Origin of the sequence: Pseudomonas eutrophicaquae, assembly GCF_023544715.1 — a bacterium.
Taxonomy (GTDB): Bacteria; Pseudomonadota; Gammaproteobacteria; order Pseudomonadales; family Pseudomonadaceae; genus Geopseudomonas.
In genome coordinates this window covers 83104-102935 of record NZ_JAMJEZ010000007.1, presented here as the reverse complement: position 1 = coordinate 102935, position 19832 = coordinate 83104, and the positions used below count along the sequence as shown (strand labels likewise).

At 65.8% G+C, this 19832-nt stretch carries 16 protein-coding genes and 1 tRNA gene; 7 read left to right on the top strand and 10 right to left on the bottom strand.

The features are described from left to right. Positions 1 to 91: 91 nt before the first annotated feature. On the bottom strand, positions 92 to 2137 hold the full coding sequence (gene metG, locus MXC11_RS05115; protein WP_250006144.1) for a methionine--tRNA ligase: 2046 nt from the start codon (positions 2135 to 2137) through the stop codon (positions 92 to 94). A gap of 132 nt (positions 2138 to 2269) precedes the next feature. Here metG and apbC point away from each other — a divergent pair, with 132 nt between their 5' ends. Together apbC and dcd are read left to right on the top strand one after the other, a co-directional pair. Further along, complete coding sequence (gene apbC, locus MXC11_RS05110) at positions 2270 to 3358, top strand: iron-sulfur cluster carrier protein ApbC (RefSeq protein WP_250006137.1); 1089 nt, start codon at positions 2270 to 2272, stop codon at positions 3356 to 3358. 144 nt (positions 3359 to 3502) lie between these two features. Further along, positions 3503 to 4069, top strand: coding sequence for a dCTP deaminase (gene dcd / locus MXC11_RS05105; protein WP_250006135.1), 567 nt, complete (start codon positions 3503 to 3505; stop codon positions 4067 to 4069). 58 nt (positions 4070 to 4127) lie between these two features. On the opposite strand, the gene MXC11_RS05100 is transcribed toward dcd, so the two are convergent. The 5 genes from MXC11_RS05100 to MXC11_RS05080 all read right to left on the bottom strand — a co-directional run bounded on the left by MXC11_RS05100 (position 4128) and on the right by MXC11_RS05080 (position 10397). Further along, positions 4128 to 4634 carry an RDD family protein gene (locus tag MXC11_RS05100; protein WP_250006133.1) on the bottom strand — a complete coding sequence of 169 codons (507 nt, stop codon included), beginning with the start codon at positions 4632 to 4634 and terminating at the stop codon, positions 4128 to 4130. Between the two features lie 186 nt (positions 4635 to 4820). Continuing rightward, positions 4821 to 6458: a hypothetical protein gene (locus tag MXC11_RS05095; protein ID WP_250006131.1), complete on the bottom strand. Its 1638-nt coding sequence runs from the start codon at positions 6456 to 6458 to the stop codon at positions 4821 to 4823. Between the two features lie 330 nt (positions 6459 to 6788). Then, positions 6789 to 6875, bottom strand: a tRNA-Leu gene (locus MXC11_RS05090). Between the two features lie 87 nt (positions 6876 to 6962). Further along, the gene (gene pta / locus MXC11_RS05085) at positions 6963 to 9077 is read right to left on the bottom strand and encodes a phosphate acetyltransferase (protein ID WP_250006130.1); all 2115 of its coding nucleotides are present in this window, start codon (positions 9075 to 9077) and stop codon (positions 6963 to 6965) included. A gap of 132 nt (positions 9078 to 9209) precedes the next feature. Further along, positions 9210 to 10397: an acetate kinase gene (locus MXC11_RS05080; RefSeq protein ID WP_250006127.1), complete on the bottom strand. Its 1188-nt coding sequence runs from the start codon at positions 10395 to 10397 to the stop codon at positions 9210 to 9212. Positions 10398 to 10715: 318 nt separating this feature from the next. Between MXC11_RS05080 and queA the strand changes: the two genes are divergently transcribed. From queA to secF, 5 genes are all read left to right on the top strand, one after another. Further along, positions 10716 to 11771, top strand: a complete 1056-nt coding sequence (queA, locus tag MXC11_RS05075; RefSeq protein WP_250006125.1) for a tRNA preQ1(34) S-adenosylmethionine ribosyltransferase-isomerase QueA — start codon at positions 10716 to 10718, stop codon at positions 11769 to 11771. A gap of 5 nt (positions 11772 to 11776) precedes the next feature. After that, a complete protein-coding gene (gene tgt / locus MXC11_RS05070) occupies positions 11777 to 12892 on the top strand; it encodes a tRNA guanosine(34) transglycosylase Tgt (RefSeq protein WP_250006248.1) in 1116 nt (371 codons plus the stop codon). A 39-nt stretch (positions 12893 to 12931) separates the two neighbouring features. Beyond that, the gene (gene yajC / locus MXC11_RS05065; protein ID WP_250006123.1) at positions 12932 to 13267 is read left to right on the top strand and encodes a preprotein translocase subunit YajC; all 336 of its coding nucleotides are present in this window, start codon (positions 12932 to 12934) and stop codon (positions 13265 to 13267) included. A gap of 61 nt (positions 13268 to 13328) precedes the next feature. After that, on the top strand, positions 13329 to 15191 hold the full coding sequence (gene secD, locus MXC11_RS05060) for a protein translocase subunit SecD (protein ID WP_250006121.1): 1863 nt from the start codon (positions 13329 to 13331) through the stop codon (positions 15189 to 15191). An 11-nt stretch (positions 15192 to 15202) separates the two neighbouring features. Further along, the gene (gene secF, locus MXC11_RS05055; protein ID WP_250006119.1) at positions 15203 to 16114 is read left to right on the top strand and encodes a protein translocase subunit SecF; all 912 of its coding nucleotides are present in this window, start codon (positions 15203 to 15205) and stop codon (positions 16112 to 16114) included. A 58-nt stretch (positions 16115 to 16172) separates the two neighbouring features. Here the strand turns inward: secF and MXC11_RS05050 are convergent, their stop codons facing one another. The 4 genes from MXC11_RS05050 to MXC11_RS05035 all read right to left on the bottom strand — a co-directional run bounded on the left by MXC11_RS05050 (position 16173) and on the right by MXC11_RS05035 (position 19709). Further along, positions 16173 to 18143, bottom strand: a complete 1971-nt coding sequence (locus MXC11_RS05050) for a penicillin acylase family protein (RefSeq protein WP_250006117.1) — start codon at positions 18141 to 18143, stop codon at positions 16173 to 16175. An 81-nt stretch (positions 18144 to 18224) separates the two neighbouring features. After that, on the bottom strand, positions 18225 to 18695 hold the full coding sequence (locus tag MXC11_RS05045; protein WP_250006115.1) for a DUF2489 domain-containing protein: 471 nt from the start codon (positions 18693 to 18695) through the stop codon (positions 18225 to 18227). Next, entirely contained in the window at positions 18692 to 19186 is a 495-nt protein-coding gene (locus MXC11_RS05040; RefSeq protein ID WP_250006113.1) for an LEA/WHy family protein, read from the bottom strand. The genes MXC11_RS05045 and MXC11_RS05040 overlap by 4 nt, the downstream gene beginning before the upstream one ends. 25 nt (positions 19187 to 19211) lie before the next feature. After that, positions 19212 to 19709 (bottom strand): YchJ family protein, encoded by a 498-nt coding sequence (locus tag MXC11_RS05035; RefSeq protein ID WP_250006111.1) that lies wholly within the window; start codon positions 19707 to 19709, stop codon positions 19212 to 19214. Positions 19710 to 19832: the final 123 nt, after the last annotated feature.

The following is a 19832-nucleotide window of genomic DNA, read 5'->3' as shown; positions in this document are numbered from 1 at the left end:
GCGGGGTTTTTTATTCCTTTTAAGAATAAAAGGTGCAGATACTGCTATTTGCCGGGCCTGCCACCGCCAAGGTGACAGGCCCGCACAGGACTTAGTGCACGCGCTGGCCCGGCTTGGCACCGGCGTCCGGGCTGAGCAGGAAGATTTCCTCACCACCGGGGCCGGCGGCCAGCACCATGCCCTCGCTGATGCCGAACTTCATCTTGCGCGGCGCGAGGTTGGCGACGTACAGGGTCAGGCGGCCTTCCAGTTTGCTTGGGTCCGGGTAGGCGGACTTGATGCCGGAGAACACGTTGCGCTTGGCATCGCCGATGTCCAGGGTCAGGCGCAGCAGCTTGTCGGCGCCCTCGACGAACTCGCACTTCTCGATCAGCGCGATGCGCAGATCCACCGCGGCAAAGGCGTCGAAGTTGATTTCCGCCGCCAGCGGCTCCTTGACCAGCTCGCCATTGCCGGTCGGCGCGGCGGCTTCGGTGTTTTGGGCGGCGAGGTCTTCCTTGGAGGCTTCGATCATGGCGTCAATCTTCGCGGGCTCGATACGGGTCATCAGCGGGGTGAACGGGTTGAGCGGGTGGTTGGCTAGGCGCAGCGCATGATCCTGCCAGGTCAGCGGGGCGACGTTGAGGAAGCCCTCGGCGGCGGCGGCAAGGTTCGGCAGCACCGGCTTCAAGAAGATCACCAGCTGGCGGAACAGGTTGACGCCAAAGGCGCAGATTTCCTGCACTTCGGCCTGCTTGCCCTCGACCTTGTTCAGCGCCCACGGCGCCTTGTCTGCGATCCAGGCGTTGGCGCGGTCGGCCAGGTGCATGATCTCGCGCATGGCGCGGCCGAAGTCGCGGTGCTCGTAGGCCTCGGCGATGCTCGGCGCGGCGGCCTGGAAAGCGTCCCACAGCTCGGGCTCGGGGTTGGCGTCGACCATCACCCCGGCATTGCCCTTGTGGATGAAGCCGGCGCAGCGGCTGGCGATGTTGACCACCTTGCCGACCAGATCCGAGTTGACCTTCTGCACGAAATCTTCGAGGTTGAGGTCCAGATCATCCACGCCACGCGACAGCTTGCTGGCGTAGTAGTAGCGCAGGTACTCGGGATTCAGATGATCGAGGTAGGTGCGCGCCTTGATGAAGGTGCCGCGCGACTTGGACATCTTCTGCCCATTGACGGTCAGGTAGCCGTGCACGTTGACCGCGCTCGGCTTGCGGAAGCCCGCGCCTTCCAGCATCGCCGGCCAGAACAGGGTGTGGAAGTTGACGATGTCCTTGCCGATGAAGTGGTACAGCTCGGCCTTGGAGTCCTTCTGCCAGAAGGCGTCAAAATCCAGCTCCGGGCGGCGCGCGCAGAGGTTCTTGAAGCTGGCCATGTAGCCGATCGGTGCGTCCAGCCAGACGTAGAAGTACTTGCCCGGCTCGCCCGGGATCTCGAAGCCGAAGTAGGGCGCGTCGCGGGAGATGTCCCACTCCTGCAGGCCGCCGTCCAGCCATTCGGCGATCTTGTTGGCCACCGCGTCCTGCAGGGTGCCGCTGCGGGTCCACGCTTTCAGCATCGCCTCGAAGTCGGGCAGCTTGAAGAAGAAGTGCTTGGAGTCCTTGAGCACCGGAGTGGCGCCGGAGATCGCCGAGCGCGGGTCTTTTAGCTCGGTCGGCTCGTAGGTGGCACCGCATTTTTCGCAGTTGTCGCCGTACTGATCCTCAGCACCGCACTTCGGGCAGGTGCCCTTGATGAAGCGGTCGGCGAGGAACATGCCCTTGTCCGGGTCGAAGTACTGGGTCACCGAGCGGGTAGCGATGTGCCCGGCATCGCGCAGGCGGGTATAGATCAGCTCGGCCAGTGCGCGGTTTTCTTCGGCGTGGGTCGAATGGAAGTTGTCGAAATCGACCAGAAAGTCCGCAAAGTCCTGGCTGTGCTCGGCCTGCACGTTGGCGATCAGCTGCTCGGGGGTGATGCCTTCCTTCTCGGCGCGCAGCATGATGGCCGAGCCATGGGCGTCGTCGGCGCAGACATAGAGACACTGGTGGCCGCGCTGCTTCTGGAAGCGCACCCAGATGTCGGTCTGGATGTACTCGAGCATGTGGCCGAGGTGAATGGAGCCGTTGGCGTAGGGCAGGGCGCTGGTAACGAGAATCTGGCGGGGCTCGGACATGATGATCGGCTGCACTGGCGAAACGAAAGAAGCCGGGAACTATATAGACCCGCACGCTTTTTTTCATCTGCAGGGCGGGCGCTCGGTTAGGATAGCCGCCTGTTTTACTCAACCATTTTTCGGGAGTCATCCATGAGTGCCGTTACCCGCGCCGCTGTCGAGGCGGTCCTGCGACAGTACCTTGATCCGCATCTCGGGCAGGACCCGGTCAGTGCCGGCTGCCTGCGTGAGGTCAGCATCGACGGCGATCGCGTGCGCGTGCGTCTGGAGCTGGGCTATGCCGCCGGGCTGTTCAAGGCCGGCTGGGCGGCGCAGCTGGAAGCGGGGCTGAAGACGCTGGCTGGGGTCGGCGAGGCTCTGGTGCATGTGGATTGCGTGATTCCGGCGCATCCGGTTCCGGCGCAGACCCAGGCCTTGGCCGGGGTGAAGAATGTGATCGCGGTGGCCTCTGGCAAGGGCGGGGTCGGCAAATCGACCACCACGGCCAATCTGGCGCTGGCGCTGGCCCGCGAGGGTGCGCGGGTCGGCATTCTGGATGCCGACATCTACGGCCCCAGTCAGGGCCTGATGCTCGGCATCGCGGATGGCACCCGTCCGCAGATCCGTGATGGCCAGTGGTTCGTGCCGCTCGAGGCCCACAGCCTTCAGGTGATGTCGATGGCCTTTCTTGCCGATGAGCGCACGCCGATGGTCTGGCGCGGGCCGATGGCCTCCGGCGCGCTGCTGCAACTGATCACCCAGAGCGCCTGGGACAACCTGGATTATCTGGTGGTGGACATGCCGCCGGGCACTGGCGACATCCAGCTGACCTTGGCACAGAAGGTGCCGGTGGCCGGTGCGCTGATCGTCACCACGCCGCAGGATCTGGCCCTGCTCGACGCCAAGAAGGGTGTGGAGATGTTCGCCAAGGTCAAGATCCCGGTGCTTGGGGTGGTGGAGAACATGGCGGTGCATATTTGCTCGAACTGCGGGCATGCCGAGCACCTGTTTGGCGAGGGCGGCGGCGCGAAGCTGGCCGCGCAGTATGGTGTCGAGGTGCTGGCATCCTTGCCGTTGGCCATGGCGATCCGCGAGCAGGCTGACGGTGGGCGACCGACCGTGGTTGCCGAACCGGAGGGGCCGATCGCGGCGCTTTATCAGGTGCTGGCGCGCAAGGTCGGCGCCCGCCTGCTGCGCCAGGCCGCGCCGGTGTTGCCGAGCATTCAGATCAGCGAGGACTGAGTTTCCAGTCTGCGTGTAGCCGCATGGCGTGCCGTGTCGCACCAGGCGCCGGCTGCACCCTTTGCCGGGAAGGGGGCAGCCGGTAAGATGCAGGGCGCATTTCGCGCCCGCTTTCTCTGTTTTTCACCCAGTCAGGACAGTCGCATGAGCATCAAATCGGACAAGTGGATTCGCCGTATGGCGCTTGAGTACGGCATGATCGAGCCCTTCGTCGAGCGTCAGGTGCGCGGCGCCGAAGCAGAACGGGTGATCTCCTACGGGGTCTCGAGCTACGGTTACGATGTGCGCTGTGCTGACGAGTTCAAGGTGTTCACCAATATCCACTCGGCCACCGTCGATCCGAAGAATTTCGATGAAAAGAGCTTCGTCGATGTCAAAGGTCCGGTGTGCATCATCCCGCCAAACTCCTTTGCGCTGGCGCGCACCGTCGAGTACTTCCGCATTCCGCGCGACGTGCTGACCATTTGCCTTGGCAAGAGCACCTATGCCCGCTGTGGGATCATCGTCAACGTCACGCCGCTGGAGCCGGAGTGGGAAGGGCATGTGACCTTGGAGTTCTCCAACACCACCACCCTGCCGGCAAAGATTTACGCCAACGAGGGTGTGGCGCAGATGCTGTTCCTGCAATCGGATGAGCCGTGCGAGGTGTCTTACCGTGACCGGGGGGGCAAGTATCAGGGCCAGACGGGAGTCACGCTGCCCAAGGCGTAACGCCTGCATCCAGGTTCTTGTACGTACAGGGCCGGCTGATCGCCGGCCCTGTGTCGTTTCAGCGGTTCTGTACGCCGCGCTTGGGCAGCTCGACCACGATGCTTTCCGAGTAGCGGTCGTGCCAGGTGCTCTGGTCCTTGCTCCACAGCATCCACAGATAGCCCAGCCCGCCGAGCAGCAGGGAGGCGGCGGCGATGAAGAAGCGCAGCAGCGCCTGCCAGAGATCAATGGCGGTGCCGTCGGCATTCTGGATGCGTACCCGCCAGACCTGCATGCCCAGCGTCTGACCGTTATGGGTCCAGAACTTGGCAAAGAAGCCGAACAGGCACAGCAGCAGCAGGCTGGCGAGGACCGGGTCGCGATCCAGAGCGCCGGCCTCGGACAGCGCCAGCAGCTCGTCGCCCCCGTAGATCAGCCGCAGGATGCCCTGCTGATAGATCAGCGTGACCACCATGACCATCGCCACGCACAGCAGAAAATCGTAGAACATCGCGGCCAGGCGGCGACCGAGGCCGGCCTTGGGGAAGTCGCCCTGAGGGCGCAGCAGGTGTCTGTGTCGCGGCATGACAGGCTCGTGCGTGGGTCCATGAAGGGGTGAAGCGGCAGCCGGGCTGCAACCCGGCTGGTGGCAGAGTGTGCCCGATTTGCCTGCACGATGCAGCTGTGGATGGCCGCTCAAGGCCCAGAAACGCGCAAGCCGGCCTGCAGGATATGCTGCAGGCCGGCCTGTACGTGTTGCGATGCGCGCGAATCAGTTGCCGGTGGTGCCGCCGCCGAGCAGCCCACCCAGCAGGCCGCCGACCAGTCCGGTGCTGGTGTCGCTGGTTACGGTAGCGCTGGTGGCCGGATCAAGGCTGGTGCTGGCGGAGGCTCCTGTGCCACCCAGCAACCCGCCCAGCAGGCCGGTACCGGTGCCGCTGGTGCCCAGCAGGCCACCGTTGGTGCCGAGCAGGCCATCGACCAGACCGTCCACGACATTGACCACCGGTGCCAGCGCGGCGTCTTGATTGGTGACCAGACCGCCAACCAGATCCTGGACCGGTGCCAGCGCGCCATTAGGCGAGGTCAGGTCTTCCACCAGCCCGGTGACCGGTGCCAGTGCGCCAGCGTTGGGATCAACCAGACCATTGACCAGACCACCGACGCCTGCCAGCGCGGTATCCCCCAGCAGGTTGTCGACGGTGCCCTGCACGGCAGTGACGGTGCCGGTGCCATCTGTGGTCGTGCTGCCGCCGGTGACGCCGCCGAGCAGACCACCGCTGCCACCGAGCAGACCGCCCAACAGGCCACCCCCGCTGGTGCTGTCAGTGTCAGTGACGCTGGCGTCGCCTGTGGCGCTGCCACCGCTCAGGCTGCCGAGCAGGCCGGTGCTGCCACCGAGCAGACCTTCGCCGCCCAGCAGGCTACCGAGCAGGCCATCAACCGTCTGTACCACCGGTGCCAGTGCAGCATCTTCATTGGTCACCAGACCACCGACCAGATTGCCGACGGGGGCCAGTGCGCCGCTGGGAGCCGTCAGGTCTTCGACCAGGCCGGTGACCGGCGCCAGCACCCCGGCGTTGGGGTCAACCAGGCCATTGACCAGGCCGCCGACGCCTGCCAGCGCAGTATCCCCCAGCAGGTTGTCGACGGTGCCTTGTACGGCGCTGATGGTGCCCGTGCCGTCAGTGCTGGCCGTGCCGCCGAGCAGACCACCGCCCAGCAGACCACTCTCGCCGCCGAGCAGACCGCCAACCAGGCCGCTGTCGGCATTCAGCAGGCCGCCGAGCAGGCCATCGACGGTCGCGACCACCGGTGCCAGCAGGGCATCATCACGGGTGGCCAGTCCGCCGACCAGATCACCGACCGGCTGCAGCAGGCCACCCTCGGCGGTCAGGTTTTCCAGCAGGCCAGTGACCGGTGCCAGGGTACCGGTCTGCGGATCGACCAGACCGTTGACCAGATCACCCACGCCCGACAGGCTGGTGTCGGCCAGCAGTGTGTCCACGGTTTCCTGTACTTCGGTGATGGTGCCGCGGGTCGGGGTGAGCGTGCTGGTGCCCGGGATGGAGGTGTCGCCACCATCCACGATGTTCGTTCCATCGCCGGTACCCGCACCGTCAGTGCCGGTCAGATCGCCATTGCCATCAGTGCCGGTGCCGCCGGTACCATCAGTGCTACCCGTGCCATCGGTACCGATAGTGCCGCCGCCGCCTGTACCGTCCGTGCCGCTGGTGCCATCTGCGCTGCTGGAGCCATCGATCACCGAACCTGTGCCATTGGCACTGCTGCTGCTACCACTGTCGCTGACGTAGTAACGCTTGGAGGTACCACTGCAACCGGTTGCCAGGCTTGCAGCCAGGATCAGGGCCAGAGCGGTGGCGCTGCGCGGGAAGGAAAACGTGTTCATTGGAGGAGTCTCTGGGCAGGGCGGGTCGTCTTGTGGGGCGACCTCTGAATCGAAAACATGCGGATTATGCCGCTAGGTTTTGCGTCTGCGAGGCGGTGGCGCTGGGAGTTTTTGCAGAGTGCGACAGCGTGCACAGTTCTTGAGTGATTCAGTCTGTCAGTGGCGCTCTAGGGGGCGGGTGTAGCCGTTGCGGGTGTTCGGGCGTGGTGGCGGCGAGCCGCGCGGGGCGGCTCTTGGCGCAGTTGACTGAATCACAGGCAATAAAAAACCGGCGCTAAGGCCGGTTTTCTGGGCTTTCCGGGGCATTTGGGAATGCTTGGAAAGCTAAAGTGGTGCCCCGAAAGAGACTCGAACTCTTACGCTGTCGCCAGCGGCGGATTTTGAATCCGCTGCGTCTACCAATTCCGCCATCGAGGCAATGGGCGCGCAGTATAGTGAGACTGCGCAGCCCGGTCAATCAGCACCGCAAGTTGGCCTCCCGACCCGGGTCGGGAGGCCAGCGGATCAGGCGCTCTGGGCCGCCTTTTGGGCCGCCTGGCTGGCTGCCTGCAGGGCGGTGAGGGCGATGGTGAAGACGATGTCGTCTACCAGCGCGCCGCGCGACAGGTCGTTCACCGGCTTGGCCAGACCTTGCAGCATCGGGCCGACGCTCAGGCAGTTGGCATTGCGCTGCACCGCCTTGTAGGTGGTGTTGCCGGTGTTCAGATCCGGGAACACGAACACCGTGGCCTGCCCGGCAACCTTGCTGTTCGGGGCCTTCTGGCGACCCACGCTCAGGACCGAGGCGGCGTCGTACTGCAGCGGGCCGTCGATCGGAAGCTGCGGAGCGCGCTCCTGGGCGATGCGGGTCGCTTCGGCGACCTTCTCCACCTCAGCGCCGGCGCCGGAGCTACCGGTCGAGTAGCTGATCATCGCCACGCGCGGGTTGACGCCCAGCGCTACCGCGGACTCGGCGCTCTGCAGGGCGATCTCGGCCAGCTCGGTGGCGCTCGGGTTGGGGTTCACCGCGCAGTCGCCGTAGACCAGCACCTGGTCGGGCAGCAGCATGAAGAACACCGAAGACACCAGGTTGTAGCCCGGTGCAGTCTTGATCAGCTGCAGGGCCGGGCGGATGGTGTTGGCGGTGGTGTGCACAGCACCGGAAACCAGGCCATCGACCTCATCCAGCGCCAGCATCATGGTGCCGATCACCACGGTGTCCTTGAGCTGCTCGCGGGCCTGCTCCGGGGTGAGGCCCTTGGACTTGCGCAGCTCGCACATCGGCGCCACGTAGTTTTCGGCGATCACCTCAGGATCGAGGATCTCCAGGCCTTCCGGCAGGGTGATGCCCTGCTCGCGGGCCACGGCCTCGACGGCTTCCGGCTTGGCCAGCAGTACGCAGCGGGCAATGCCGCGCTCCTGGCAGATCGCGGCCGCACGCACGGTGCGCGGCTCGTCGCCTTCCGGCAGGACGATGCGCTTGTCGGCATCCTGGGCGCGCTTGACCAGCTGGTAGCGGAACGCGGCCGGCGACATGCGCAGCTCGCGGGTGCCGCTGCAGTGGGTGCGCAGGAACTCGGCATGCAGCTCGGCAGCGATGAAATCGGTGACGCGGCGGGCGCGTTCGATGTCGTCGGCCGGGGTTTCCTTGTTCAGGTTGACCAGGTTGCTGGCGGTATCGAAGGAGCCGGTATCCACGCGCAGCAGCGGCAGACCGCCATCCAGCGCGGCCTTGCACAGGTCGATGATCCGCGGGTCGGTGCCAAAATCGCCGGTCAGCAGGATGCCGGCCAGCTCCACGCCATTGAGCGAGGCCATGCAGGCAGCGAGGATGATGTCGTCGCGATCCCCCGGGGTCACGACCAGCACGCCTGGCTGCAGCAGGTGGGCCATGTTCGGCACGGTGCGCGCGGCGAGGATGATCTTCTGTACGCGGCGCTGCTCGAGGTTGCCGGCATTGATCACCTGGGCGTCCAGGGCGTCGGCAATGTCGCGGGTGCGCAGGGCATTGAGCTCGGCGTTGAACGGTACCGCGCCGATCAGGGCAAAGCTCTCGGTGCCGAGCAGCGGCAGTTGCGCCTTGAGGCGCTCGATGAAAGCCGGTACACCGTCCTCGCTCTGCACCTTGTTGAGGATGGTACCGAGCACCTTGGCATCCTTGGCGCCGCCGAACATCTGCGCCTGGATTTCAATGCGTTCGGCCAGTTGCTTGAGGCTGTCCTTGCCCTGGGCTGCGACCAGAATCACCTCGGCATCGAGGCTCTTGGCCAGCTGGGTATTGAGGCGCGCGGCGTATTCGCACTCGCGAGTCGGCACCAGGCCCTCGACCACCACTACATCCTTGCCGGCGGCCGCTTGCTGGAAGCGCTGGACCACTTCTTCAAGCAGCAGGTCCAGATCGCCGCTGGCCAGCTGGCGCTCGACCTGGCTCTGGGCCAGTGCCGCCGGGCTGTTGATGCCGAGGGTGCGCTCGACCAGTACGCAGGAGCGCTCCTGATCGATGTCGCCCGGCAGCAGCTGGGCGATCGGCTTGAAGAAGCCGACCTTGAGGCCAGCCTGCTCGAGGCTCTTGATCAGGCCGAGGCTGATGGAATTGAGACCACCACCAAAGCCGGTGGGTGCAAGAAACAGAGTGTGCATGGAATCTCCTTGCAGGGAGCAGAGAACACTAACGACAGCAGGGCATTTCCACCTCGCCGTGACGCGAAGACCCGGACACCTTGCGGTGGCCGGGTCTGGCATTACGGATGGGACGCCTGCATGGCAATCGGATCAGGCGTCGAGCAGGGCGAGGGTGTCCAGGGCGATCTGGCGCTCCTCGTTGGTCGGCACGACCAGGATGCGCGGGCTGCCTGCCGCCTGGATCTCGCCGGCAACACCGCGCACGCAGCGGGCGTTGGCTTCGGCATCGATCTTGAAGCCCAGCAGCTTGAGGTGATCCAGAGTGCGGGCACGCACCACGGCGGCGTTTTCACCGATACCGCCGGTGAATACCAGACCATCGAGCTGCTCGAGGGCGCAGGCCATGCTGGCCAGCGACTTGGCCAGACGGTAGCAGAACACCTCAAAGGCCAGGGTCGCGCCCGGATGGCCGGCTTCGCGGGCCTCGGTGATGGTGCGCATGTCGTTGCTCAGGCCGGACAGACCCTTGAGGCCGCTTTCCTTGTTGAGCATGCTGTCGATCTTGGCCAGATCCCAGCCCAGGGTGTTGGCCAGGAAGTTGTGCAGGCTGGGGTCGACGTCACCGCTGCGGGTGCCCATCACCAGACCTTCCAGCGGGGTCAGGCCCATGCTGGTGTCGCGGCTGTGGCCATTGACCACCGCGCAGGTGGAGCAGCCGTTGCCAAGGTGCGCCACCAGCCAGCTGCTGTTATTGGCCGGCAGATCGGCCAGCTCGGCAGCGCGCTTGCTGACATAACGATGGCTGGTGCCGTGGAAGCCATAGCGACGCACGCCATGCTGGGTGTAGAGGAACTCCGGCACCGCGTAGCGGTAAGCGTGCTCGGGCATGCTCTGGTGGAAGGCGGTGTCGAACACACCCACCTGCGGCAGGCTCGGGAACAGGCTCATGGCGGCCTGGATACCGCTCAGGTTGGCGGGGTTGTGCAGCGGGGCCAGCTGCACGTTGGCCTCGATCCCGGCCAGGGTTTCGGCGTTGAGCAGGGTGGAGGCGAAGAACTTCTCACCGCCATGCACGACGCGGTGGCCGATGCCGTCCAGGTGACCACCGGCGGCGGCTTCAACGCGCGGCAGAATCTGCGCCAGCGCAGCCTGGTGGTCGGCATCCGGGACCTGAAGGCTTTCCTTGCCGGAGGCATTCTCGAAGTGGATCACTGCTTCCGGGCTGCCCAGGCGTTCGGCCAGGCCCTGCAGCGGGAAGCTGCTCTGTGCTTCATTGACCAGGGCAAATTTGATGGACGAACTGCCACAGTTGATCACCAGAATGTTACGGGCGGACATTGCTGCTCCTGAAAGATATCTGTCACGAAAAGGCCCGGGAAAAGGCCGCTTCATTCATTGGAATTTTTGGAGGATGCCCGGCTCTTGTGGAGCGGCAGGCGTGTCACAGACCGCAGGATCCTGACATGCACGGGGTAGGGGCTCAAGATCGAACACGGCTGTTTACCGATTTTTCTCATCCTGACACGGCTTGTGGGCGGTTACCGCCCTGCTTTAGTCGCAGGATGGCGGCGGCCGGGTGCGGCGCGCACGGATAGGCGGCGCGTGGTCAGCCCGGGGCATTTCCGCTAAGATCGGCGCCCCTGCGAGAGCCCTGTCATGCGTGTTGCCGACTTCCATTTCGAACTTCCCGACGAGCTGATCGCCCGTCATCCGCTGGCCGAGCGCTGTGCCAGCCGTCTTTTAATGCTGGATGGCCCAAGTGGTGAGCTGCGCCACCGCCAGTTCCCTGACCTGCTGGAATACCTGCGTCCCGGCGACCTGATGGTGTTCAACGACACCCGGGTGATCCCGGCGCGGCTGTTCGGCCAGAAGGCCTCCGGCGGCCGGCTGGAGATCCTGGTCGAGCGCCTGTTGGATGAGCAGCGCGTGCTGGCCCATGTGCGCGCCAGCAAGTCGCCCAAGCCGGGCAGCCTGATCCATATCGAGGGCGGTGGTGAGGCCGAGATGCTGGCCCGTCACGACGCACTGTTCGAGCTGCGCTTTGCCGAGCCGGTGCTGGCGCTGCTCGAGCGTGTCGGGCATATGCCACTGCCGCCTTACATCGACCGCCCGGACGAGGCTGCCGACCGCGAGCGCTACCAGACCGTCTACTCCGACAAGGCCAAGGCCGGTGCGGTGGCGGCGCCGACTGCCGGGCTGCATTTTGATGACGGCCTGCTGGCGGCGATCCGTGAAAAGGGCGTGGAAACCGCCTTCGTCACCCTGCACGTCGGTGCCGGTACCTTCCAGCCGGTGCGCGTCGAGCGCATCGAAGACCATCACATGCACAGCGAGTGGCTGGAGGTCGCGCCGGCGGTGGTCGCCGCGGTCGAAGCCTGCAAGGCGCGCGGCGGGCGGGTGATCGCGGTGGGCACCACCAGCGTGCGCTCGCTGGAGTCGGCGGCGCGCGATGGCGTGCTCAGGCCGTTCAGTGGCGACACCGACATCTTTCTCTATCCGGGGCGGCCCTTCCATGTGGTCGATGCCCTGGTCACCAACTTCCATCTGCCCGAGTCCACGCTGCTGATGCTGGTCTCAGCCTTCGCCGGCTACCCCGAGACCATGGCCGCCTACCGCGCTGCGGTGGCTGAGGGTTACCGCTTCTTCAGCTACGGCGATGCCATGTTCATCACCCGCAATCCCGCCGCGCGCGGCCCCGAGGAAACCCGATGAGTCACATGTCCTTCGAGCTGCTGGCCACCGACGGCAAGGCCCGTCGCGGCCGGCTGACCTTCCCGCGTGGCGTGGTCGATACCCCGGCATTCATGCCGGTCGGCACCTACGGCACGGTCAAGGGCATGCTGCCGCGCGACATCGAGGCGATCGGTGCGCAGATCATTCTCGGCAATACCTTCCACCTGTGGCTGCGCCCGGGCACCGAGGTGATCCGCGCGCATGGCGATCTGCACGACTTCATGCAGTGGCAGGGACCGATCCTCACCGACTCCGGCGGCTTCCAGGTGTTCAGCCTCGGCGCCATGCGCAAGATCAAGGAGGAGGGCGTGTACTTCGCCTCGCCGGTCAATGGCGCCAAGGTGTTCATGGGGCCCGAGGAGTCGATGCAGGTGCAGCGCGAGCTGGGCTCGGACATCGTGATGATCTTCGACGAGTGCACGCCGTACCCGGCCGACTTTGACACCGCGCGGCAGTCGATGGAGCTGTCGCTGCGCTGGGCCAAGCGCTCCAAGGATGCCCATGAGGGCAATCCGGCGGCGCTGTTCGGCATCGTTCAGGGCGGCATGCACGAGGAGCTGCGCCGCCGTTCGCTGGAGGGGCTGCTGGAGATCGGCTTTGACGGTCTGGCGATCGGCGGTCTGTCGGTCGGCGAGCCTAAAGAGGACATGATCCGCATCCTCGACTGCGTGCCGCCGCTGCTGCCGGCCGACAAGCCGCGCTACCTGATGGGCGTCGGCAAGCCGGAGGATCTGGTCGAGGGAGTGCGCCGTGGCATCGACATGTTCGACTGCGTGATGCCGACCCGCAACGCCCGCAATGGCCACCTGTTCGTTGATACCGGGGTGATCAAGATTCGCAACGCCGTGCACAAGCACGACGACTCGCCGCTGGATCCGACCTGCGACTGCTATACCTGCCAGAACTTCTCCCGCGCTTATCTGCACCACCTGGACAAGTGCGGAGAAATGCTCGGCAGCATGCTCAATACCATCCATAACCTGCGCCATTATCAGCGCCTGATGGCCGGTTTGCGCGAGGCCATCGGCCAAGGTACATTGACCGCCTTTGTCGCCGACTTCTATGCGCGGCGCGGCCTGCCGGTTCCGCCGCTCGACTGAATCCCCCGAATTTTCAAGACCTTGCAACAGGAGTAGTACATGAGCTTTCTGATTCCCGCCGCCTACGCCGACACTGCCGCCGCTGCGGCGTCCCCGGCCGGGACCGGCTTTGAGTGGGTGATGCTGGTCGGCTTTGTGGTCATCTTCTATCTGATGATCTGGCGCCCACAGTCCAAGCGCGCCAAGGAGCACAAGAACCTGCTCGCCGGCCTGCAGAAGGGTGATGAAGTGGTGACCGCCGGTGGCATTGCCGGCAAGGTCGCCAAGGTGGCGGATGATTTTGTCGTGCTGGAGGTGTCTGACACCGTCGAGCTGAAGATCCAGAAAGCGGCCATCGCCGCGGCTCTGCCCAAGGGCACCCTGAAGGCGATCTGAGCCTGCATCTCCACCACCCACGGGGCACGCAATGTGCCCCGTGTCGCATACGGGCTGTGTCATGCTCAACAAATACCCTCTGTGGAAATACCTGCTGATTCTCCTGGTGCTGGGGATCGGCTTCATCTATTCGGCGCCCAACCTCTACCCTGACGATCCCGCCATCCAGCTCAGCGGCGCCAGCAGCGCCCTGAAGATCGAGGCAAAGGATGTCGAGCGTGCCGCGCAGGCACTGCGCGAGGCCGGGATCGAGGTCAAGGCCGCCACCACCACCGAGCGTGGCGGTCTGCTGCGCCTGCTGCGTCAGGAAGACCAGCTGCCGGCCAAGGACGTGGTGCGCCGCCTGCTGGGTGACGATTATGTGGTGGCGCTGAACTTGGCGCCCACCACTCCCGACTGGCTGCGCAGCCTCGGCGCCAGTCCGATGAAGCTCGGTCTGGACCTCTCTGGTGGTGTGCACTTCCTGCTCGAAGTGGACATGGACAAAGCGGTTGCCGCGCGCCTCAAGGTCTATGAAGGTGAAGTGAAGACCTTGCTGCGCAAGGAGCGGGTGCGCTATCGCTCGCTGCCGGTCAGCGAGGGTGCCCTGCAGATCGGCTTTGTCGATGCGCAGGCGCTGGCGCAGGCCGAGCGGCTGATCCGCAAGGACTTCCCCGACTTTGAGCTGCAGACGCTGGAGCGCAACGAGCTGCAGGTACTGCGCCTGGGCCTGAGTGCCGCCAAGCTGGCGGAAATCCGCGAATACTCGATCAAGCAGAACCTCACTACGGTGCGCAACCGGGTCAACGAGCTGGGCGTCGCCGAGCCGCTGGTGCAGCGCCAGGGTGCCAACCGCATTGTGGTCGAGCTGCCCGGCGTGCAGGACACCGCCGAGGCCAAGCGGATTCTCGGCAAGACCGCCAACCTCGAGTTCCGTCTGGCCGCCGAGCAGGATGCCCCGCGTGCTAGTACCGAGACCTTCGGCTTCCGTGAGCAGGGCCGGGCTCCGGTGCCGCTGGAGCGCAGCGTGATCATCACCGGCGATCAGGTGACCGACGCCCAGTCGAGCTTTGATGAGAACGGCCGCCCGCAGGTCAACATTCGTCTGGATGGTCAGGGCGGTGAGCTGATGAGCCGGGCGACCCGCAACAACGTCGGGCGCAGCATGGCGGTGGTGTTTATCGAGCAGAAGCCGGTGACCCGCTATGTGCGTCAGGTGGTGGATGGCGTCGAGCAGGAAGTGGCGGTGCAGGCCTTCCGCGAGGAGAAGCAGGTGATCAGCCTGGCGACCATCCAGTCGCCGCTGGGCAACAGCTTCCGCATCACCGGCCTCGATGGCCCGGGTGAGTCCTCGGAGCTGGCACTGCTGCTGCGCGCCGGTGGCCTGGCCGCGCCGATGTACTTTGCCGAGGAACGCACCATCGGCCCGAGCCTGGGGGCTGAGAATATCCAGCTCGGCGTGCAGGCGGGCATCTGGGGCATGATCTTGGTCGCGCTGTTCATCATGCTGATCTACAAGGCATTTGGCGTGCTGGCGACGGCGGCACTGGCCTTCAACATGACCCTGCTGCTGGCGCTGATGTCGCTGCTCGGTGCGACCCTGACCCTGCCGGGTATTGCCGGTATCGTGCTGACCATGGGCATGGCGGTGGACGCCAACGTGCTGATCTTCTCGCGGATCCGCGAGGAAATTGCCAACGGCATGAACATCCAGCGCGCCATCCATGAGGGCTTTGACCGGGCGTTGTCGGCGATCCTGGACGGCAACCTGACCACCTTGCTGGTCGGTGCGATCCTGTTTGCCATGGGCACCGGGCCGATCAAGGGCTTTGCCGTCACCCTGTCGCTGGGGATTGTCACCTCGATGTTCACGGCGATCTACGTGACCCGCGCGATGGTCAACCTGATCTACGGTGGCCGCAACATCAAGAAGCTGTGGATCTGAGGACTGCCTGAATGAAACGTGTGATCAATTTCATGGCGCTGCGCCACGCGGCGGTCGTGCTGGCCGTGGTGCTGGTGCTCGGCTCGCTGGCAAGTCTGGCGATTCGCGGGCTGAACTTTGGCCTCGACTTTACCGGCGGTACGCTGATCGAGCTGTCCTACGCGCAACCGGCGCAGCTCGATCAGGTCCGCGTCCAGCTGCGTGAGGCCGGCTACGGCGATGCCGTGGTGCAGAGCTTTGGTGCCAGCACCGATGTGCTGGTGCGCATGCAGGGCGATGACCCGGATCTTGGCAATCAGCTGGCCGAGGCGCTGCGCCGCGTCAGTGCCGATACGCCCTTCACCCTCAAGCGTGTCGAGTTCGTCGGTCCGCAGGTGGGTGAGGAGCTGCGCGATCAGGGCGGGCTGGGTATGCTGGTGGCACTGGCCGGCATCCTGGTGTACGTAGCGTTTCGCTTCCAGTGGAAGTTCGGCATGGGGGCGATCCTCTCGCTGGTGCATGACGTGATCATCACCCTCGGGGTGTTCAGCCTGTTCCAGCTGACCTTTGATCTGAGCGTACTGGCGGCGGTGCTGGCGATCATCGGCTATTCGCTGAACGACACCATCGTGGTGTTCGACCGCATCCGCGAGAACTTCCGCCTGCTGCGCAAGACCGAGCTGATCGAGAACATCAACATTTCCACCACCCAGACCCTGCTGCGTACCCTGGCGACCTCGATCTCGACGTTGCTGGCCGTCGGCGCGCTGCTGCTATTTGGTGGGGAGAGCCTCTGGGGCTTCTCGCTGGCGCTGTTCATTGGCGTGGGCGTCGGGACCTTCTCCTCGATCTACATCGCCGCGATTCTGCTGATCTGGCTGAATCTGACCCGTGAGGATCTGATTCCACCGGTGGTCGAGGACGAAGTCGACGAGCGTCCCTGAGGTCTTGCGTAACACGCTGCGGCCAGCTCCGGGCAACCGGGGCTGGCCGCTGTCGTTTTCAGCGGGCGGCGGGCAGCAGGCGCAGCACCGCCTCGGCGCGTGCAGGCTCCTGAGCGCGGCGTGTGAGCGGAGCCAGCGGCGCGCTGGCGGTACGGGGCGGACGGGTATCCGCCTCACGCTGCGCCGGCCAGAGCCGCAGCTTAAGCGGCTCCTGCTGCGAGAAATCCACCCGCCAGCGCAGGCCGGAAGCGGCCTCGGGACGCGGGGGTAGATCCAGCGCCGCGAGGGTCTGGCGCAGACTCTCGGCCTGTGCGGCCGGCAGATGCTGCAGGGACTGTGGTTGGCTGAGCCGCTCCAGCAGCGTATGGCGCGGTGCGGGATGCTGCGCCAGCCAGCGTGCCAGTGAGCCGGCCTCCACGGCGCCCTTGGCCAGTCGCTGTTCCAGTTGTTCGGCCACCTGTGCTGTTTGCCAGGCGGCGGCCATCTGCACGCCATAGCCTGGCGCCACACTGCGCTGCCCGGCCAGCACCAGCGCACCGCGGGCGGGGTCTTGATCATAGGGGTGCAGCATACTGTCGGCGTAGCCATCCCAGGCTCGCTGCGGCTGCCAGCCGGGCACCGGCAGCAGGCCGCGCCCGCTCAGGCGGTTTGGATAGCGTCCCGCCACCTGCCAGGCGATGCTGCCGGCATCGGCATACAGCAGGTGGACGGCGGGGGTGCGCACTGCGCGGGCGGCATCGTGAGCCTGCTCCAGCGACGGCGCCCGCGACAGCGCAAACAGTGCATCCAGGCTGCGATCCCCGTTGAGCGCCGGCCGCCGCAGCGCCAGTGCGCTGGGCTGTCCGTGCGGATCATGCAGCAGCGGACCGTTGGCCGAGGCATACAGCGGATGGCGCTGCGGGCGCTGACCCCGGATGAAGAACGTCGCCGGCCGCGCCTGCAGGGTTTGCCAGCTACCATCCTGATGCCGGTACTCGAACCCGGCGCCGCGGCGGCGCAGTGACTCGATGGCCAGATCCTGGGTGTCGGCCCGGATGCTGCCAAGGCTCCAGGTCAGCTGGCCGTTGAAGCCCTGCAGCAGCAGCGGCAGGCCCGGCAAGCCGGCACCCGCCACCTGGTAGCGTGGCGTCTTGAACTGAACGGCATACCAGGGGGCTTGCGTACTGCTATGCCGGCTGTCCATCGCCAGCAGGCTGCGCCCGCCACGGCTGCGCGAGGCGTGCACGGCAACTTGCAGGCTGCTGTGTACCCCGGGCGCCTGCTGGTCGAAGCGGCGCAGCGTGTAGAGCAGCTCGCGTAGCAGCGCGGCGCTTGGAGGCTGTACCGGGCCTTGCAGCAGGGCGAGTTCTTCGGTGTCCAGCGGCTGCTCCGGTCCATCGCCCAGCAGCGTGGCCAGCAGGCGCTGATCGACTCGCGGGGCCAGCCACAGGGCCGCCAGCTCATCTTCCAGATTGCCGGAGAGCGCCAGATCCAGCAGGTAGAACAGCAGCGCGGAATCCTCGGCCTGCCAGTAAGCGGGAGCCGGCTGCAGGCCAGCCAGCTCAGCGGGCAGCGCGCGGCGCTGGGCGAACAGCGCGGCATTCACTCCGCGGGCATAAACGTCGAGGATCTGGCGCATCTGCGGACTGGCGCTGCGCAAGAGTTCAGCCGCGCCATGGCGCAGGTCCAGGGCGCGCAGCAGGCGATCGAGCGGCAAGGCCGGGGCGCCGTCCAGCTCGGCCAGACGCCCGTCGGCCAGCAGCCGCAGACGGATCATCTGCGCCAGACGATCGCGGCCGTGCAGATAGCCGAGGGTAAACAGACCGTCGTGCAGGCTGGCGCTCTCGATCAGGGGCACATCCCGAGGATCGCGATGCACCGTGACCGGCTGTGCCAGTCCGCGCAGGGTCTGCATGCCCTGCTCGGGCAAAATGGCGCTGGCGGGCGGTGGCTGGATCAGCTGGCAGCCACTGAGCAGCAGCGTGGCCGCAAGGGGCAGGGCCAAGTGGGGGCGTGGCCGGCGGATGGCCGGCGGCAGCATGGAGCGCATGGGGCAGTTCCTGAACAGGACAATGGCAATCAGACGCCGCTCACGCCGGGCGAGCCACGCGGCCTGTGCCGCGCGGCGCTCTTAGGCGGCTACCGGTGCGGGGGCGCTGCGCTGCCCGGGCAGGGCTTCATCCCGCAGCCAGCGGGCGGCATCGCGTGCAGCCGCCTTGTGCAGCAGTTCCAGCTCGCTGAAGTGCCGCTCGTGCTCACGCCGGGTGGCCAGCGGCAGTGCCTGCCAGGCCGCGTGGGTGGGGATGTCGGCGGTGGCTGCATGCAGCTGGTGGAACACCGCACAGCGCGCATGATTGCTCAGCACGTGATCGTAGTTGTCCAGCAGGACCTTGATGCGGATCGCCCCCTCGATCAGTGGCATCTGCTCATCGAGCAGGCTGCCGGCGAGGATCTTCAGGTCATCACCCAGGCGCTGGCGCCGGGCCTGTTCAGCCGCCTGGCGCACGCGCTGGCGCTGCCAGACCTGTCGCCACAGGTACAGGGCATACAGGCCCAGGGCCGCAATGATCAGGGCGGCAAGGATGATCAGGGTCGTGCTCATGGCTTACTCCGCAGATAGTCACCAGGGGTTACCTCGCCACTGCGCTGCAGGCTGAAGCGGCTACCGAACAGGCCGGTGCGCACCTCACCCTCCAGGCGATAGCGAAGGGGCTGCTCGGGGTCTTCCAGCCGGCGCATCAGGGTGCGCAGGTGGCGCCACAGGTTGCTGTGCACCGGAACGGTGAACTCGCTGCTGCCGTGTGCCGGGATGCTGAAATGCTGGCTGGCATCGCCGTGGGCGAGCTTTTTGTCCTCGAGGTAGACGGTGTAGCTCAGGCCGCGAATCGGCAGACGCACGTTGTTGGGGTTGTCGGCGCGAAAGTGCAGGAGGAACTGCTGCTCGAGCAGCCGGGCGCGCACCAGCTCGATATCGACCAGACGCACCTCCGGCGCTTCCAGGGTATGGCGCAGCAGGCTGCAGCCCGGTAACAGGCCGATGGCCAGCAGCAGGACCGGCAGCAGAAGGGGGCGGAAGGTGGCCAAGGCGGGCATGCAGGGCTCCGTTTTGGTCTGGAGTTTAACAACTGTCAGACGCTGTGCAATGGGTGTGCCGAACAGTCTGGCAACACTTCTTGAACTTAAGACCACTGCCGCAGGGGCACGGATCATTACGCCCAGCTGCCAGCGCCACGCTCGGATCGATGAAGAACCAGCGCCCGGCACTGTGCACGAAATCCGAGCACTCGCGGTGGCTGTGGGTGCCCTGTTCATCCGCCCAGTGTGCGGTGAAGACCACCTGAGCGCGCTCGGGCGTTCCGGGCTGCGGGCGATGCTGCTCGACCTCCAGCCCCAGCCACTGGCTGCGGTGGCTCCACTGGGTCATGGCATCACGGTCCAGCGCCGCTTGCTGGGCGGGCAGGGTGGTGGCGATCAGGTAGTCGATCAGTCCCAGCACATAGGCACTGTAGCGCGAGCGCATCAGCTGCTCGGCGCTGGTCGGCGGTTCACCGGCATGCAGGCGAGCGCAGCAGGTGCTCAGCGGCTGCTGGCTGCCGCAGGGACAGGGGGTAGACATGGCGCGGACTCCAGGGCAGGACAAGGCCGGTCAGCCTAACGACTGGTGAGCGCAGCGACCAGCGCTGCAGCCCGCTGCGACAGCCCGGCGTGCGGCAGGCTATCATAGCCGCCGTCACTTGCC

What these genes read in the sequence shown, in the direction of transcription:
- MXC11_RS05080 (WP_250006127.1), bottom strand. Translation starts at nt 10,397, where the DNA reads ATGTCCGCCCGTAACATTCTGGTGATCAACTGTGGCAGTTCGTCCATC.
- pta (WP_250006130.1), bottom strand. Translation starts at nt 9,077, where the DNA reads ATGCACACTCTGTTTCTTGCACCCACCGGCTTTGGTGGTGGTCTCAAT.
- apbC (WP_250006137.1), top strand. Translation starts at nt 2,270, where the DNA reads ATGAGTGCCGTTACCCGCGCCGCTGTCGAGGCGGTCCTGCGACAGTAC.
- dcd (WP_250006135.1), top strand. Translation starts at nt 3,503, where the DNA reads ATGAGCATCAAATCGGACAAGTGGATTCGCCGTATGGCGCTTGAGTAC.
- MXC11_RS05095 (WP_250006131.1), bottom strand. Translation starts at nt 6,458, where the DNA reads ATGAACACGTTTTCCTTCCCGCGCAGCGCCACCGCTCTGGCCCTGATC.
- tgt (WP_250006248.1), top strand. Translation starts at nt 11,777, where the DNA reads ATGTCCTTCGAGCTGCTGGCCACCGACGGCAAGGCCCGTCGCGGCCGG.
- secD (WP_250006121.1), top strand. Translation starts at nt 13,329, where the DNA reads ATGCTCAACAAATACCCTCTGTGGAAATACCTGCTGATTCTCCTGGTG.
- metG (WP_250006144.1), bottom strand. Translation starts at nt 2,137, where the DNA reads ATGTCCGAGCCCCGCCAGATTCTCGTTACCAGCGCCCTGCCCTACGCC.
- MXC11_RS05100 (WP_250006133.1), bottom strand. Translation starts at nt 4,634, where the DNA reads ATGCCGCGACACAGACACCTGCTGCGCCCTCAGGGCGACTTCCCCAAG.
- secF (WP_250006119.1), top strand. Translation starts at nt 15,203, where the DNA reads ATGAAACGTGTGATCAATTTCATGGCGCTGCGCCACGCGGCGGTCGTG.
- queA (WP_250006125.1), top strand. Translation starts at nt 10,716, where the DNA reads ATGCGTGTTGCCGACTTCCATTTCGAACTTCCCGACGAGCTGATCGCC.
- MXC11_RS05050 (WP_250006117.1), bottom strand. Translation starts at nt 18,143, where the DNA reads ATGCGCTCCATGCTGCCGCCGGCCATCCGCCGGCCACGCCCCCACTTG.
- MXC11_RS05045 (WP_250006115.1), bottom strand. Translation starts at nt 18,695, where the DNA reads ATGAGCACGACCCTGATCATCCTTGCCGCCCTGATCATTGCGGCCCTG.
- MXC11_RS05040 (WP_250006113.1), bottom strand. Translation starts at nt 19,186, where the DNA reads ATGCCCGCCTTGGCCACCTTCCGCCCCCTTCTGCTGCCGGTCCTGCTG.
- MXC11_RS05035 (WP_250006111.1), bottom strand. Translation starts at nt 19,709, where the DNA reads ATGTCTACCCCCTGTCCCTGCGGCAGCCAGCAGCCGCTGAGCACCTGC.
- yajC (WP_250006123.1), top strand. Translation starts at nt 12,932, where the DNA reads ATGAGCTTTCTGATTCCCGCCGCCTACGCCGACACTGCCGCCGCTGCG.